This is a genomic window from Citrobacter sp. Cpo089 (assembly GCF_030332695.1).
In the GTDB taxonomy this organism is placed as follows: domain Bacteria; phylum Pseudomonadota; class Gammaproteobacteria; order Enterobacterales; family Enterobacteriaceae; genus Citrobacter; species Citrobacter portucalensis.
In genome coordinates this window covers 81,563-98,783 of sequence record NZ_JAOWHJ010000050.1, presented here as the reverse complement: position 1 = coordinate 98,783, position 17,221 = coordinate 81,563, and the positions used below count along the sequence as shown (strand labels likewise).

The following is a 17,221-nucleotide window of genomic DNA, read 5'->3' as shown; positions in this document are numbered from 1 at the left end:
GGCATTAGCTGTTACAGCAGATCGAAACGATCCAGGTTCATTACTTTCACCCATGCGGAAACGAAATCTCTCACAAACTTCTCGTGAGCATCGCTGCAGGCATAAACTTCAGCCACTGCGCGCAGTACGGAGTTAGAACCGAACACCAGATCGGCGCGGGTTGCCGTGTATTTTACTTCGCCGCTCAGACGGTCACGACCTTCGAACAGCTCTTTTGACTCATCAACCGCCTTCCACTCATGACGCATATCCAGCAGATTGACGAAGAAGTCAGTGCTGAGTACGCCTGGACGATCGGTAAAGACGCCGTGCTGGCTACCGTCGAAGTTGGTGCCCAGTACACGCATACCGCCCACCAGCACGGTCATTTCCGGTGCGGTCAGCGTCAGCTGCTGTGCTTTATCAATCAGCAGCGACTCGGTGGTCGACACGTCTGGACGAGAGCGGTAGTTACGGAAACCATCGGCAATCGGCTCGAGCAATTCGAACATCTCAATATCCGTTTGATCCTGGCGCGCATCCACGCGGCCCGGTGCAAAAGGTACCTTAATGCTGACACCCGCAGCGCTAGCCGCCTGCTCTATACCAACAACCCCGGCCAGCACGATAATATCGGCTAACGAAGCGGTATGGGCTGACTTATAAATGCCTTCCAGCACAGGCAGTACGCGTGCCGCGGTAGCATTCACATCCCAGCCACGCTGTGGGTCCAGCGCCAGACGCGCACCGTTAGCGCCGCCACGTTTATCCCCACCGCGGAAAGTTGATGCGGAAGCCCACGCTACCGATACCAGTTCGCCCACGGACAACCCGGAAGCGGCGATGGTCGCCTTCAGCTTCAGAATATCTTCTTCGCTTGGGTTGAAGAACGCATGCGGCAGCGGGTCTTGCCAAATCAGATCTTCTTTTGGTACTTCCGGTCCGATGTAGCGCGATTTTGGCCCCATATCACGGTGCGTCAGCTTAAACCATGCACGGGCAAACGCTTCGTTAAACGCCTGCGGATCGTTCAGGAAACGGCGGGAGATCTTTTCGAACTCAGGATCAAAACGCAGCGTCAGGTCGGTAACCAGCATCGTCGGCTTACGTTTTTTCGATGGATCAAACGGATCGGGAATAATTTCTGGTGCGTCAACGGCTTCAAACTGAATCGCGCCTGCCGGACTGCGAGTTTGTACCCACTCGTATTTGAACAGGTTCTCGAAGAAATAGTTGCTCCATTGGGTCGGCGTCTGCGTCCACACAACTTCCAGACCGGAAGTAATTGCGTCTGCACCCGCGCCGCTGCCGTAGCTGCTGGCCCAGCCCAGGCCCTGCGCTTCAATCGGCGCGGATTCTGGATCGGCCCCAACGTGCGAAGCCGGTGCTGCGCCGTGGGTTTTGCCCAACGTATGACCGCCGCCAATCAGCGCCACGGTTTCTTCGTCGTTCATGCCCATGTTACCGAAGGTCGCGCGAATCGCCGCTGCCGCTGAGAGCGGTTCGCCGCTATGATCCGGCCCTTCTGGGTTTACATAGATAAGACCCATTTCGGTCGCGCCCAGCGGCGCTTTCGCCAGCTCTTCCGGATGACGGTGGGTCAGCCAGGCTTTTTCATCACCCCAGTTTACGTCGAGATCCGGTTCCCAGACATCTTCACGACCGGCACCAAAGCCGAAGGTACGGAAGCCGGAGTTTTCCAGCGCCACGTTGCCCGCAAGGATAAACAGGTCGGCCCAGGAAATTTTTTGACCATATTTCTGCTTGATTGGCCACAGCAGACGACGCGCTTTATCCAGGCTGACGTTGTCCGGCCAGGAGTTCAGTGGTGCAAAACGCTGCTGTCCGCGACCCGCGCCACCGCGTCCATCGATGGAACGATAGGTCCCTGCACCGTGCCATGCCATGCGGATAAATAATCCGGCATAGGTTCCCCAGTCAGCGGGCCACCACGGTTGAGATTCGGACAGAAGGGCTCTGAGATCCCCTTTCAGGGCAGAATAGTCGAGTTTGCTAAACTCTTTACGGTAGTCGAAGTCCTCACCCAGCGGGTTCGAACGATTGGAATGTTGGTTTAAAAGATCAACGCGGAGTTGGTTAGGCCACCAGTCGCGGTTATTCGTTCCTGCTCCCGCGCTCTGATCGTGACCGCCCTGATGAAAAGGACACTTACCGGCAGTTGATGCGTTCTGGCTATCGTCGGACATGCTCATCTATATGCTCCCTTTACAGTGTTCTGACTACGATATACACCACCAGAGATAAGATATAGTCGAAATAACCCACAGATTCGATAGCTAATTCCTTTTATATTTTAAGTTACAGAGATGTAGATCAAAATGATCAAAAAAAAGCCCTCCGTAGAGGGCTGGGGCATCTGTTTAATTCGGTCTTACACCCAGTGTGTGACAAATAGCGTAGCTCATCTCGGCGCGGTTGAGCGTATAGAAGTGAAAATCTTTCACCCCTTCGCGACTGAGGATTTTCACCATGTCCATGGCGATGTTTGCACCCACCAGCTTACGGGTTTCGGCATCATCATCCAGACCATCAAACATGGTCGACATCCAGGAAGGGATACGAACATTGGTCATATCGGCAAATTTTTTCGCCTGTTTAAAGTTAGATACCGGCAAGATGCCCGGAATAATTTCCACATCGATACCCGCAGACACGCAGCGATCACGAAAACGCAGATAGCTTTCTACATCGAAGAAAAACTGGGTGATCGCGCGGTTTGCACCGGCATCTACCTTCCGCTTCAGGTTCAGCAGATCGGCCTGAGCGCTCTTCGCTTCCGGGTGTACTTCCGGATAAGCCGCAACGGAGATATCAAAATCCGCAACGTCTTTCAGCAGAGTCACCAGGTCAGAGGCATACATATCCGGTTTACCGCTTCCCGGCGGCAAGTCACCGCGCAGAGCAACAATATGACGAATACCGTTATTCCAGTAGTCCTGAGCAATGGTCCGCAGCTCATCGCGGGTTGCATCAATACAGGTCAGGTGCGGAGCCGCTTCAAGACCCGTGCGATCCTTAATACCTTTAATAATGCTGTGCGTGCGGTCGCGCTCACCAGAGTTTGCACCGTAGGTGACTGAAACAAACTTCGGCTTCAGGCTGCTCAGGCGATCGATGGAGTTCCACAGGGTTTGCTCCATTTCACTGGTGCGCGGCGGGAAAAACTCAAACGAAACGTTAATCTGACCCTGCACTTCCGCCAGGCTCTGATTCAGGGCTTCCCGCTGGTTGGCGTGAAAAAAGCTCATACCTTACCTCATCAATCTTTTGTCGTTATATGTTGTGTTGTGAACTGCTATACGTTTAGACGTCTAGATGTAAAAATGACGGAAAAGCACGCTGGCGTCAACACAAAAATCATCGTTAAAGGTGAGGAATACTCAGCCAACGTGAAAAAAATTCACATCAGCCTGAAATGATGGGGGATTGCGTCATGGCCGTCTGCAAGCCGTTAACGAGAGCGGTGACAGCCTCGCCTCTGGCCAGAGCGCGGGTAAGACGCAATACGGGTAGGTTTAACCCAGGATGAGAGTTGAAGTGATTATGCAGAAGGCTGTTGACGTATTTTATCCGGCCAGGGTCACAAACGAACCGTCGGCCGGATCATCCGGCAACAAAAACTACAGCAGTTGCGCCAGACGGTTGATGTCTGACTGAATAGCGCCGGCGGTGACGTCACGACCTGCGCCCGGTCCACGGATCACCAGCGGGTTATCGCGATACCAGCGGCTTTCAATGGCAAATACGTTATCGCACGGCAACAGCGCCGCCAGCGGGTGTTCAGGACGAACCGCTTCAACACCAACGCGCGCTTTACCGTTAGCATCAAAACGCGCCACATAGCGTAGCACCAGCCCCATTTCACGCGCCGCTTCCAGACGCTGCACCATCTGTTCGTTCAGCTCATCACCATTCTCAAAGAAATGGTCAATAGAGCCTTCTTCACAGTGCGCAGGCACCAGCGATTCCACGCGAACCTGGTCCGGTTCGATGTCGTAACCTGCTTCACGCGCCAGAATCACCAGCTTACGCATCACATCTTTGCCAGAAAGATCTACGCGCGGATCGGGTTCAGTCAGACCCTGTTGCCACGCCTGATCCACCAGATCGGTGAACGGGACCGTACCATCAAATTGCAGGAACAACCACGACAACGTGCCTGAGAAGATCCCGCTGATCGACAGAATGGTATCTCCGCTATCAATCAGATCGCGCACGGTATGGTTGATCGGCAAGCCTGCACCCACGGTGGCGTTATACAACCAGTGGCGACCGGTTTTTTCAAAAGCGTCATGAATTTGGCGATAATTATGACTGCTGCTCGCCCCCGCCAGTTTGTTGGCGCTGATAACGTGGAAACCATGGCTGGCAAAATCCAGATACTGATCCGCCAGTTGCTCGCTGGCAGTAACGTCCAGCACCACTAAATCATCATACGGGTGAGCACGCATCCACAGGAATAGAGACTCTTCATCCTGCTCTACTGCCTCGTCATCAAAGAAAGCTAACGCGCGGCTGGCATCCAGCCCTTCGTAATTCAGCAGACTACGACGGCTATCAACCACACCCGCCAGCACAAACTCTAATCCGGTGCGCGCCGAGAGCGTGCTCTGCTCGCGAGCGAACAGCTCCAGCCAGCGCGAACCAATGTTGCCTTTGCCGAACAACACCAGACCAATGCGTTTTTCCGCACGGAAAATTGACTGATGCAGACCCTGAATCAGGCTCTCTGTTGGCCCAGTACGCAGTACCGCGACCAGGCTGATACCCTCTTCCGATTGCCAGGTGAATTCAACCGGCTGACCTTTCAACTGTTGCCAGAAACGGTGGCAATGCAGCGGATTACGGGTGACGCCCGCCCCGACCATCGCCACCAGCGCCAGCCCCTGGCGCAGACGCAGCTCGCCTGGCAGACCAGCTTCATCAAGAATTTTCAGTGCGCCGTCAGCGACTTCGGAGGTATAGCAAAATTGCAGCAGTTGGCGGTCAGGATGCACACCCACTGCCAGCGGACGCACCTGGGTACGTTTTAAAACCTGATCAATCTCTTTATAAGCCAGCTTAAAGTCCTGGCCAGTCGGAACCAAAAACTCAATCAGGCAGACGTCATCATGACTGGTCACAATACGCGCCCCGGTACCGGAGGCCAGTACGCGTTCAATGCGCGTTGAACCCTGCTCCGGCGTATAGCTACAACGCAGCTGGAGATCGATATCGCTACCGGAAACCGGCTGTAAGGTACGGGCATGGAGAACCGGTGCCGCCAGACGTGCCAGTTCGCTGGCTTCATCCAGACGCAGCAGCGGCAGCAAACAGGCGTCTTTTACTTTACGCGGATCCGCACTGTAAACCCCGGCGACATCGCTCCAGATAGTTACGCGAGAAACGCCCGCCAGCGCGCCAACCTGCGTCGCCGAGTAGTCGGAGCCGTTACGCCCCAGCAGGACCGTTTCACCGGAATTGCTGCGGCTAATAAAGCCGGTAACCACCAGCCGTTTACCCGGATGCTGCGCCAGCAGTTGCTGTAGCAGCGGGTAAGAAAGACCTTCATCTACCTGCGGCTGGGCACCGCGTTCAGCACGTAAAAAATCGCGCGCATCCAGCCAGGCTGACTCCAGCCCCTGTTGGTTAAGGACCGCAGACATCAAACGCGCGGACCATACCTCACCATGCCCAACAACCTCAGCATAGACGGCATCGTTCACACCGCTGTCGAGTAATCCGGCCAGACGCTCCAGATCGTGAATAAACGCGCCAATCAGTCCATCCGCTACCTCAGGAGGTAACAAACCGCTGATAAGCTCACTTTGATAGCGACGTAACGCCTGTTGAACCTGATGCGCAGAAAGGCGATCGGTCTGGCTTAATTTCAGCCAGCTAATCAACTGGTTAGTGGTACTGCCTGCGGCTGAAACAACCATCATGTCATCAGGCTGCGAGTAATCCGCCATAATGCCTGCGACACGCAGATAACATTTCACGTCTGCCAGACTACTACCACCAAATTTGTGCAGTTGACGACCCTTCGCCCCTGCCTGCGCAATCACACTCATGTTTACCCCTTGTTTGCAGCCCGGAAGCCATTTTCCAGGTCGGCAATTAAATCTTCGCCATCTTCAATTCCGGTGGAGATACGCAGCAGCGTTTCGGAAATCCCGGCAGCAGCACGCGCTTCTGGTGCCATGCCCGCGTGTGTCATGGTTGCGGCGTGGGAGATCAGACTTTCAACGCCCCCTAACGATTCCGCCAGCGTAAACAATGACAACCCGCCGAGGAAACGGCGCAGCGTTTGCTCATCGCCATCCAGTTCAAAACTTAACATCGCGCCAAAGCCTTTTTGCTGACGCGCAGCAATCTCATGGCCCTGATTATCCGGCAATGACGGGTGATACAATTTTTTCACCAGCGGCTGAGTTTGCAGATAATCGACTATCGCCTGAGCATTACGTTGCGCCACCTCCATTCGAGGAGACAGAGTACGCAGGCCGCGCAACAGCAGATAACTATCAAACGCGCCGCCGGTCACACCAATATTATTCGCCCACCATGCCAGTTCAGTGACCGTTTCCGGATCTTTCGCTATCACAACACCAGCCACCACGTCTGAGTGACCGTTTAAATATTTCGTGCATGAATGCAACACCAGATCGGCGCCCAATGCCAGTGGATTTTGCAGTGCCGGGCTTAAAAAAGTGTTGTCGACCACGCTGACCGCGCCAGCTTCACGCGCCAGCTGGCAGATTTTCGCAATATCCACCACGCGCAGCAGCGGGTTGCTTGGGCTTTCTACCAGCACCAGCTTCGGTTTTTCCGCCAATGCGGCCTGCAATGCCTGCTCATCTCCTTGATCGACAAACAGGACGCGGTAACAGCCACGTTTTGCCAGACTGTCAAACAGTCGATAGCTCCCGCCGTAGCAGTCATGCGGTGCGACCAGCAGATCGCCTGGCTTGAGGAAGACCGTGGTCACCAGATGAATCGCCGACATACCAGTATTGGTCAGCACAGCACCAGCACCGCCTTCCAGTTCCGCCAGCGCACGCTGAACAACATCGCGCGTTGGGTTGCCGCGACGCGAATAGTCATGGGCGCGAGGTTCATTAAATCCGGTAAAGTTATAGGTGCTGGAGAGGTGAATCGGCGGGACAACGCAACCGTACTGTTCGTCGTCATTTAACCCGCTACGCACTGCGATGGTGGCCTGTTTACGCGTCATATTGAGGAGATCCTGGCTGAGTCGGTGAAAAGTCAGACACCAGAGTAATCATAGTTACGATAGCCGTCAATACATCTGGACATCTAAACTTCTTTGCGTATAGATTGAGCAAACTAGAAATAGCCGTTAAAATTATATGCATTAGCGTACATCTGCGTCGGCTTACTTCGTGTCAGGGCCACGCCACTACGATAAACTACGCGCAATTATGGTCCGGGCTCAGGTTCTGGCCTCAATATTAATGACGAAGAGGATTAGGTATCTCATGGCTGAATGGAGCGGCGAATATATCAGCCCATACGCTGAGCACGGTAAGAAGAGTGAGCAAGTCAAAAAAATTACGGTTTCCATTCCTCTGAAGGTGTTAAAAATCCTTACCGATGAACGCACGCGTCGTCAGGTGAACAACCTGCGCCACGCCACCAACAGTGAACTGCTGTGTGAAGCGTTTCTGCATGCTTTTACTGGGCAACCCTTACCCAACGATGACGACCTGCGTAAAGAACGCAGTGATGAAATCCCGGAAGAAGCAAAGGTAATCATGCGTGAACTGGGTATCAACCCGGAAACGTGGGAATACTGATAGTTAGAACAGCAATGGATGTGTAGAGGCGGGAATGCTCCCGCCTTTTCTCACTGTGTTACTTACTAATACCATTGAGTTTATTCAATGTTTCTTCCATTTTGAGCGTTTCCGTACGGTTCAATGGATAGAAATAAATCAGAATGACCGCCGCCAAAAACAGGCATAGCGCCGGCAAGAGATTCGCCATCGTATAAATATTTTCCTGCACAATGCTGGTTTGCACTGCACCACCTGTTGACGATGATTGATAGCCAATGATAGCCAACATAAAGCCACCAATCGCCCCTGCGCATGCCTGACCAACCTTGCGCGCAAAGAAGTTCACACCATAAACCGTGCCATCCTCGCGATCGCCAGTGACATACTGATGGTAGTCACAAACATCAGTCATAAACGCCCAAATCATCAGGTTGAATAACCCTGCACCCAGCGTCGCCAGGAACAAGAAAACCAGATAGACCTTTGCATCCGTAATGTGGACAAAGTACATAATCACATACATGACCACGGCAAAAAGCAACGCGCCTACGCTGGCTTCTTTTTTACCAAACCGCTTCGTGAGCCAGGATGCCGATGGCGCCAGCAAAACCAGGGAACCAAAGGTAAACAGCAACGCGACTGACATCGCCTCTTTATTGTGGAAATAGTCATTAAACAGGTAAGTCATGTTGGTACCGGACAACCCCTGATTAATTACAATCAGCAAATCCACAACCACTAAAACAATCAGCGCCTTATTGCGTGCCAGTCCCTTCAGCAACACCGAAACGGGCATGCTCTCTTTTCTCTCCACGCGCACGCGCTCCGTCGTTAAATGACAGGTCAAGGATAAAAAGATCAAGCCCAGCACTGCGCAACCAATGGAAATCCAGAAGAAGTGTTGCCCGGAAATCACCTGGCTTCCGTCCACCAGGGTGGTGTACATCAGGATCGGAATGAAAAAGCCAGTTGCCCCACCGCCAATTGCTGACCCAACGCTACGCCAGGTTGAAAGCGATACACGATCATCCGGATTCGAGCTAATCGCCGCAGACATAGCACCGTACGGAATACTCACGGTCGATAACAGCGAACCGTAAATGAAATAGGAGCAACAGATGTAGATGATTTTCGCCGTATAAGAAAAATCATTCACAAACGGCAGGAACAGGACAACCGCAATGATGCAAAATGGATACTTCATGCGACGCACCCACGGGTTGAAACGTCCATGTACCGTCAGTTTAGAGGTATCGCATAAGCGCCCTACACCAACATCAACGAACGCATCAAAGAGTTTGGTCACAAAATAGAGTGAGCCAACAATAACGCCGGAAATACCGAGGACGTTAGTGTAATAAATCATTAAAAAACTATTAACTAAGCCAAGAATAAAACAGGTTCCGAGGTCACCACATAAATAACCGATTTTATCTCTAATTCCGAAAGGCCTGACGGCAGTGGTTTCATTATTTCCAATAATAGTTCCATCATTAGACATGATGTCAACTCCTTAGACATATTATTCACACAAACTATGCTTATCGACGTAATCAGCCAATACGAAAACTATTACCGATTAGAAGTTATAACCAAGACCGACACGATAACGGGTCTGACGATCGTCTGTGGTGGTAGTGTTATAACCCGAGGAAACGTTGCCAACTTCAACAAATGGAACCCATGAGCCTAGTTTATACGCCACGCGGAAGTTATATTCATAATCATCTTTCCGGTTGTTATATAAATCTTCGCTATCGGCAATTTTATAAATACCATTTAGCTCAAACATCCAGTCATTGACGTTATAACCAAGCCAGGCTTCCGGACGATAGACCATGCGGTCATCTTTGCCGTCAGTGTTTCTGCGCATGTACTCCTGACGATAGCGGAACGCGGTCCACCAGTTGTCGTTGATGTTGTACTGCACGCGGATATAAGGCTTATAAATCGCGATATTATCGCCCGTTTCTATCGCAATGCCGGGCTGCCAGACAAGACCCTGCCATGTGAACTGGTAGCTTGCGGTATACTCGTTACCGTTACTTTCCATATTATTCCACGCATCATTTGACTGCGTGTTTTCGGAACGAGAAATGGCTTCGACTGCGACACCAAAACCCGTGGCAAAACGGTGAGACATATAAACACGATCGTAATTACGTCCATCGTCATAATATTCATGCCGGTAATCAACATAACCCGCTTGTGCGGCCGCAGAGAATAATGGAATCAGTAATAACGCAGATTTAAATTTCATGACAATCCCTCTTCACACTCAATAACGGAAATTATCCATCTCGTTTTGTCCATAAAATGGGAAAACAAAAAGGCTTTTAGATTAATTTTATATTTCCACAAAAGTGTATTTTAGAAAGAAAGCAGAAACCTTTGGCATTTTGCCAGGAACTAGTAAAAGTGGCAAAAGACAGAAGATAAAAAGGATGCAGATCACCAGTCTCAATATTTTACCGAAAAAATAAAACAGCGTTTTATTTATTAAATTAAATAGACTATTCAATGCATCAATATATATTTCAGTTCTGAAACGCAGAAACAAAAAAAGCGCCATAAGGCGCTTTTTTCTGACAGCTGAAACTTACTTGCTGCCTGGGATGCTGAAACGCTTGTTGAAGCGATCAACACGACCACCGGTAGCAACATCACGCTGCTTGCCAGTATAGAACGGGTGGCACTTGCTGCACACGTCGAGGTTCAGATCGTGACCGACAGTAGAGCGGATTTTAATGACGTTACCGCAAGAGCAGTTTGCAGTAATTTCTTCGTATTTCGGGTGAATATCTTTTTTCATGGGAAAACCTCGGTTTAAGGCCGCGTCGCTCTTCCAGCCCTAACGCCAGACACCACGCGATGTTAATAGTATAGGTCAGTGATACAAATTTGCATCAAAGGCGGCGAATCATACAGAAATTAACCTGCTCATGCAAACTGATCCGCATTCTACCCTCCACTAATGTGTATACTAACCCGCCAGATTTCAAGTCAGGATGATTCAATGCCCGTTGCGCACGTTGCCTTACCTGTTCCGCTACCTCGCACCTTTGACTACCTCCTGCCGGAAGGCTTGAGTGCCAAAGCCGGGTGTCGTGTACGCGTGCCCTTTGGCAAGCAGCAGGAGCGCGTGGGTATCGTCCTTTCCGTCAGCGAGTACAGTGAACTGCCGCGGAGCGAATTGAAAGCCGTTCTAGAAGTGCTGGACAGCGAACCGGTCTACTCGACCTCTGTCTGGCGTCTGCTGTTGTGGGCGGCTGATTATTATCATCATCCCATCGGTGACGTACTGTTTCACGCTCTGCCAATTTTACTGCGCCAGGGACGCCCGGCGACAAACGCGCCCATGTGGTACTGGTTTGCCACTGAAGAAGGCCAGATTATTGACCTCAACAGCCTAAAGCGTTCTCCCAAGCAGCAACAGGCGCTGGCTGCGCTACGCCAGGGGAAAATCTGGCGCGACCAGGTGGCTGAACTGGAATTTAATGATGCCGCATTACAGGCACTGCGGAAAAAAGGGCTGTGCGATCTGGCGAGCGAAACACCAGGCTTTAGCGACTGGCGTACGGACTACGCGGTTTCCGGTGAGCGTCTGCGACTGAACACCGAGCAGGCCACCGCCGTCGGGGCGATTCACAGCGCCTCAGAAAGTTTTAGCGCCTGGCTATTAGCGGGCGTAACGGGATCAGGCAAAACAGAAGTCTATCTCAGCGTTCTGGAAAACGTCCTTGCCCAGGGCAAGCAGGCGCTGGTGATGGTGCCGGAGATTGGCCTGACGCCGCAAACTATTGCCCGTTTTCGCGAACGTTTTAATGCGCCGGTCGAAGTCCTGCACTCCGGTTTAAACGACAGTGAACGTCTTTCAGCCTGGCTGAAAGCAAAAAATGGCGAGGCGGCGATTGTTATCGGCACGCGTTCTTCGCTGTTTACGCCGTTTAAAAATCTCGGCGTGATTGTCATCGACGAAGAGCACGACAGCTCTTATAAACAGCAGGAAGGCTGGCGCTATCATGCGCGCGACCTCGCGGTTTACCGCGCCCATAGCGAGCAAATCCCGATTATTCTCGGCTCAGCCACTCCGGCACTGGAAACGCTGTGTAACGTGCGGCAGAACAAATACCGCATGCTGCGCCTGACGCGCCGCGCCGGAAATGCGCGCCCAGCCACTCAGCACGTGCTGGATCTCAAAGGTCAGCAGGTGCAGGCCGGTCTAGCCCCTGCGCTGATCGCCCGTATGCGTCAGCACCTGCAGGCGGATAACCAGGTGATCCTGTTTTTGAACCGTCGTGGTTTTGCGCCTGCGCTGCTGTGCCACGACTGTGGTTGGATTGCCGAATGTCCGCGTTGCGATCATTACTACACGCTACATCAGGCGCAGCACCACCTGCGTTGCCACCACTGCGACAGCCAGCGCCCAATACCGCGTCAGTGCCCTTCCTGCGGTTCGACGCATATGGTTCCGGTAGGACTCGGCACCGAACAGCTTGAGCAGGCTCTGGCACCTTTTTTCCCCGGTGTGCCAATTTCACGTATAGATCGCGACACCACCAGCCGTAAAGGGTCGCTGGAGCAGCATCTGGCGGAAGTGCATCGCGGCGGCGCACGAATACTTATAGGCACGCAAATGCTGGCCAAAGGCCACCACTTCCCGGACGTCACTCTGGTGGCGCTGCTGGACGTTGACGGCGCGCTATTCTCCGCAGATTTCCGGTCAGCAGAACGCTTCGCCCAGCTCTATACGCAGGTCTCTGGCCGTGCCGGACGCGCCGGGAAGCAAGGCGAAGTGGTGCTGCAAACGCACCATCCTGAACATCCGCTGCTGCAAACCTTGCTGTATAAAGGCTATGACGCGTTTGCCGAACAGGCGCTGGCCGAGCGACAAACGCTCCAGCTTCCACCGTGGACCAGCCATGTGATCGTGCGGGCAGAAGATCATAACAACCAGCATGCACCAATGTTCTTGCAGCAGCTACGGAATCTCATGCAAGCCAGCCCGTTGGCCGATGACAAACTCTGGGTGCTCGGCCCGGTTCCCGCACTGGCGCCCAAACGCGGTGGTCGTTATCGTTGGCAAATATTGTTGCAACATCCATCACGAATTCGCCTGCAACATATCGTCAGCGGCACGCTGGCACTGATCAATACGCTACCCGATGCACGCAAGGTTAAATGGGTGCTGGATGTCGATCCCATCGAGGGATAACCCCTCACGATGCGAGGCGGATCGTAAAATTAAAGATCCATCACACTTTTTATGAAAATTCTGTAACCGCTTCCATTCACTATCTGATAAAAATGTTTCAGATGAAGGTTATCCAGGGACGAGTCTGTGCCAGCAGCTCTCTGGCGAGGAGAAAGAGTGAAACCGAATAAGCAGGTTGCCGCCGCTACGATGAAAGATGTTGCTCTGAAGGCGAAAGTCTCAACGGCAACCGTATCCCGCGCATTAATGAACCCGGACAAAGTCTCGCAGTCAACCCGTAACAAGGTTGAGCAGGCAGCGCTGGAAGTGGGATATCTACCCCAATCAATGGGACGTAACGTTAAGCGTAATGAGTCGCGTACCATTCTGGTGATTGTGCCGGATATCTGCGATCCGTTTTTTAGCGAAGTGATTCGTGGCATTGAAGTGACTGCCGCAGAACAGGGATACCTGGTGCTTATTGGCGACTGCGCGCACCAGAACCAACAGGAAAAGACGTTTCTTAACCTCATTATCACCAAGCAGATCGATGGCATGGTACTGCTCAGCTCGCGCCTGCCGTTTGATGCCAGCGTGGAAGAGCAGCGCAATTTACCGCCGATGGTCATGTCGAACGAGTTCGCACCAGAGCTGGAACTCCCTACCGTACACATTGATAACCTCACCGCCGCCTTTAACGCGATGAATTATCTGCTGGAACTGGGGCATAAACGCATTGGCTGTATCGCCGGCCCCGAAGATATGCCGCTGTGCCATTACCGTCTGCAAGGCTACGTTCAGGCGTTACGCCGCAGCGGAATTACGGTCGATCCGCATTTTATCGCGCGCGGTGACTTTACCTATGAAGCGGGAGCCAATGCACTGAAGCAGCTCCTTGAACTACCGCAGCCGCCTACCGCGGTCTTTTGTCACAGCGACGTCATGGCGCTGGGCGCACTCTCTTACGCCAAACGCCAGGGTCTGAAAGTCCCTGATGATTTATCCATTATTGGCTTTGATAACATTTCGCTCACGGAATTTTGTGATCCACCCCTGACAACCGTCGCACAGCCGCGTTTCGATATCGGACGTGAAGCTATGCTGTTACTGCTCGATCAATTACAAGGGCAGAGCGTCAGCAGTGGCTCACGTTTACTGGACTGCGAGCTTATTATTCGGGGTACTACCCGGGCACTGACGTAAAGTAAAGTGCTTTCGGACTCCCCTGTCTGGTCAAAGGCCCGCCGCTTAAGTAACATGGCGGGCTGACGAACGAATAAATACAGCGAAACGATAGTGGCACAACGAGATTATGTACGTCGCGGCCAACCGGCACCTTCGCGGCGCAAGAAGAGCACATCACGGAAAAAACAACGCAATACGCCTGCGGTATCGCCCGCAATGGTTGCTATTGCTGCAGCCGTACTCGTGACCTTTATCGGTGGTCTGTACTTCATTACGCATCACAAGAAAGAAGAGTCCGAAACGCTGCAAAACCAGAAAGTCACCGGTAATGGCATTCCGCCAAAACCGGAAGAGCGCTGGCGATACATCAAAGAGCTGGAGAGCCGTCAGCCTGGCGTACGTGCGCCTACCGAACCGTCTGCGGGCGGCGAGGTGCTGAATGCCGATCAGCTAACCAATGAGCAGCGTCAGCTATTGGCGCAAATGCAGGCTGATATGCGTCAACAGCCGACACAGCTCAACGAAGTACCGTGGAACGAGCAAACGGCTGAACAGCGCCAGCAAACGCTGCAGCGTCAGCGTCAGGTGCAACAGCAGCAGTGGAACAATGCCCAGCAGCAGGCTCAGCAGCCGCGTCCACGGGCAACAGAACAGCCGTATCAGCAGCAGCAAACGCGTACAGCACAAGCCGCGCCGGTACAGCAGCCGAAAGCGCAGCCAAAACCGGCGGCGCAACAGCCGTATCAGGATCTGCTGCAAACGCCAGCGCATACCACCGCTGCTCAGCCAAAACCGCAGCCGGCCGCGCCAATAACCAATGAAACGCAGCCGCCAAAACAGACGGCTGAGAAAAAAGATGAACGCCGCTGGATGGTTCAGTGCGGATCATTTAAAGGCGCTGAGCAGGCAGAAACTGTGCGTGCACAGCTGGCCTTTGAAGGCTTTAACTCCCGTATAACCACCAATAACGGCTGGAATCGTGTGGTCATTGGTCCGGTCAAAGGCAAAGAGAATGCCGACAACACCATCAGCCGCCTGAAGGTTGCTGGTCACACAAACTGCATTCGACTCTCCACTGGGGGTTGAAACCCCCAAAATCTCCCCCATCTATACTTGCATTACGCCCCGTACACTGTGCGGGGCCTGTACATTGCATTTGTAACCAAGGGGTCTGCTCGTGACAACAATAGTAAGCGTACGCCGTAACGGCCATGTGGTAATCGCTGGTGATGGTCAGGCCACACTGGGTAACACCGTAATGAAAGGCAACGTGAAGAAAGTCCGCCGTCTGTACAACGATAAAGTCATCGCGGGCTTTGCGGGCGGTACTGCGGATGCATTCACGCTGTTTGAACTGTTTGAACGCAAGCTGGAAATGCACCAGGGTCACCTGGTGAAAGCTGCCGTTGAACTGGCAAAAGACTGGCGTACCGACCGTATGCTGCGCAAACTCGAAGCGCTGCTGGCCGTCGCAGATGAAACTGCATCGCTCATCATCACCGGTAACGGCGATGTCATCCAGCCAGAAAACGATCTGATTGCTATCGGCTCCGGCGGTCCCTACGCCCAGGCTGCTGCACGCGCTCTGCTTGAAAACACCGAGCTTGGCGCACGCGAGATTGCTGAAAAAGCGTTGGATATTGCAGGGGATATCTGCATTTATACCAACCACTTCCATACCATCGAAGAATTGAACTCCAAAGCGTAAGGATCCCCCATGTCTGAAATGACCCCACGCGAAATTGTCAGCGAACTGAACAAACACATCATCGGCCAGGATAACGCGAAGCGTTCCGTGGCGATCGCCCTGCGTAACCGCTGGCGTCGTATGCAGCTCAACGAAGAGTTGCGCCATGAAGTCACGCCGAAAAACATTCTGATGATTGGCCCGACCGGCGTCGGTAAAACTGAAATTGCCCGTCGTCTGGCAAAACTGGCCAACGCGCCGTTCATCAAAGTCGAAGCAACAAAATTCACCGAAGTCGGCTATGTTGGTAAAGAAGTTGATTCCATCATCCGCGATCTGACCGATGCTGCCATTAAAATGGTCCGCGTGCAGGCAATCGAGAAAAACCGCTTCCGTGCCGAAGAGATGGCGGAAGAGCGCATTCTCGACGTGCTGATCCCACCGGCTAAAAATAACTGGGGACAGTCAGAGCAGCCGCAGGAACCTTCTGCAGCACGTCAGGCATTCCGTAAAAAACTGCGTGAAGGCCAGCTGGATGATAAAGAGATCGAAATCGATCTCGCGGCCGCACCGATGGGCGTTGAAATTATGGCGCCTCCAGGAATGGAAGAGATGACCAGCCAGCTGCAGTCCATGTTCCAGAACCTGGGCGGTCAGAAGCAAAAACCGCGTAAGCTGAAAATCAAAGACGCGATGAAACTGCTGATTGAAGAAGAAGCGGCCAAACTGGTGAACCCGGAAGAGCTGAAACAAGAAGCTATCGACGCCGTTGAGCAGCACGGGATCGTGTTTATCGACGAAATCGACAAGATCTGTAAGCGCGGCGAATCTTCCGGCCCGGACGTGTCCCGTGAAGGCGTACAGCGCGACCTGCTGCCGCTGGTTGAAGGCTGCACTGTCTCCACCAAGCACGGCATGGTGAAAACAGATCACATTCTGTTTATCGCTTCTGGTGCATTCCAGGTAGCCAAACCGTCCGACCTGATCCCAGAACTGCAGGGTCGTCTGCCGATTCGTGTCGAGCTGCAGGCGCTGACCACCAGCGATTTTGAGCGTATCCTTACCGAACCGAATGCCTCCATCACCGTCCAGTACAAAGCGCTGATGGCGACTGAAGGTGTGGACATCAACTTCACTGAATCCGGTATTAAGCGCATTGCCGAAGCGGCCTGGCAGGTTAACGAAACCACCGAAAACATCGGTGCACGTCGTCTGCATACCGTTCTGGAACGTCTGATGGAAGATATTTCCTATGATGCGAGCGATTTGAACGGCCAAAGCATCACAATTGATGCCGAATATGTGAGCAAACATCTGGATGCGCTGGTCGCAGATGAAGATCTGAGCCGTTTTATCCTATAATCGCGTTCAATG

General features: G+C 52.8%; 13 protein-coding genes. 6 read left to right on the top strand and 7 right to left on the bottom strand.

Annotated features, from left to right (window positions below):
• Positions 1–11: 11 nt before the first annotated feature.
• From katG to metB, 4 genes are all read right to left on the bottom strand, one after another.
• The gene (gene katG / locus OGX92_RS09330) at positions 12–2,192 is read right to left on the bottom strand and encodes a catalase/peroxidase HPI (protein ID WP_126957423.1); all 2,181 of its coding nucleotides are present in this window, start codon (positions 2,190–2,192) and stop codon (positions 12–14) included.
• A gap of 168 nt (positions 2,193–2,360) precedes the next feature.
• Positions 2,361–3,248: a methylenetetrahydrofolate reductase gene (gene metF / locus OGX92_RS09325; protein ID WP_003825161.1), complete on the bottom strand. Its 888-nt coding sequence runs from the start codon at positions 3,246–3,248 to the stop codon at positions 2,361–2,363.
• A 372-nt stretch (positions 3,249–3,620) separates the two neighbouring features.
• Positions 3,621–6,053: a bifunctional aspartate kinase/homoserine dehydrogenase II gene (locus OGX92_RS09320; protein ID WP_003825164.1), complete on the bottom strand. Its 2,433-nt coding sequence runs from the start codon at positions 6,051–6,053 to the stop codon at positions 3,621–3,623.
• A 2-nt stretch (positions 6,054–6,055) separates the two neighbouring features.
• The gene (gene metB, locus OGX92_RS09315) at positions 6,056–7,216 is read right to left on the bottom strand and encodes a cystathionine gamma-synthase (RefSeq protein WP_003028818.1); all 1,161 of its coding nucleotides are present in this window, start codon (positions 7,214–7,216) and stop codon (positions 6,056–6,058) included.
• A gap of 265 nt (positions 7,217–7,481) precedes the next feature.
• On the opposite strand from metB, the gene metJ reads away from it, so the two are divergent.
• Positions 7,482–7,799, top strand: coding sequence for a met regulon transcriptional regulator MetJ (gene metJ, locus OGX92_RS09310; protein WP_003825168.1), 318 nt, complete (start codon positions 7,482–7,484; stop codon positions 7,797–7,799).
• Positions 7,800–7,857: 58 nt separating this feature from the next.
• On the opposite strand, the gene OGX92_RS09305 is transcribed toward metJ, so the two are convergent.
• The 3 genes from OGX92_RS09305 to rpmE form a co-directional block, all read right to left on the bottom strand.
• On the bottom strand, positions 7,858–9,282 hold the full coding sequence (locus OGX92_RS09305) for an MFS transporter (protein WP_003825170.1): 1,425 nt from the start codon (positions 9,280–9,282) through the stop codon (positions 7,858–7,860).
• 78 nt (positions 9,283–9,360) lie between these two features.
• Positions 9,361–10,041: an oligogalacturonate-specific porin KdgM family protein gene (locus tag OGX92_RS09300; protein ID WP_003825173.1), complete on the bottom strand. Its 681-nt coding sequence runs from the start codon at positions 10,039–10,041 to the stop codon at positions 9,361–9,363.
• A gap of 339 nt (positions 10,042–10,380) precedes the next feature.
• Positions 10,381–10,593, bottom strand: a complete 213-nt coding sequence (gene rpmE / locus OGX92_RS09295; protein ID WP_003028810.1) for a 50S ribosomal protein L31 — start codon at positions 10,591–10,593, stop codon at positions 10,381–10,383.
• A 204-nt stretch (positions 10,594–10,797) separates the two neighbouring features.
• On the opposite strand from rpmE, the gene priA reads away from it, so the two are divergent.
• From priA to hslU, 5 genes are all read left to right on the top strand, one after another.
• A complete protein-coding gene (gene priA / locus OGX92_RS09290) occupies positions 10,798–12,996 on the top strand; it encodes a primosomal protein N' (protein WP_286586459.1) in 2,199 nt (732 codons plus the stop codon).
• 156 nt (positions 12,997–13,152) lie between these two features.
• Positions 13,153–14,178 (top strand): DNA-binding transcriptional regulator CytR, encoded by a 1,026-nt coding sequence (cytR, locus tag OGX92_RS09285; protein WP_003825179.1) that lies wholly within the window; start codon positions 13,153–13,155, stop codon positions 14,176–14,178.
• 93 nt (positions 14,179–14,271) lie between these two features.
• Positions 14,272–15,246, top strand: a complete 975-nt coding sequence (gene ftsN, locus OGX92_RS09280; protein WP_072025521.1) for a cell division protein FtsN — start codon at positions 14,272–14,274, stop codon at positions 15,244–15,246.
• Between the two features lie 91 nt (positions 15,247–15,337).
• On the top strand, positions 15,338–15,868 hold the full coding sequence (hslV, locus tag OGX92_RS09275; RefSeq protein ID WP_003028805.1) for an ATP-dependent protease subunit HslV: 531 nt from the start codon (positions 15,338–15,340) through the stop codon (positions 15,866–15,868).
• Between the two features lie 9 nt (positions 15,869–15,877).
• A complete protein-coding gene (gene hslU / locus OGX92_RS09270) occupies positions 15,878–17,209 on the top strand; it encodes an ATP-dependent protease ATPase subunit HslU (protein WP_003028803.1) in 1,332 nt (443 codons plus the stop codon).
• Positions 17,210–17,221 lie beyond the last annotated feature (12 nt).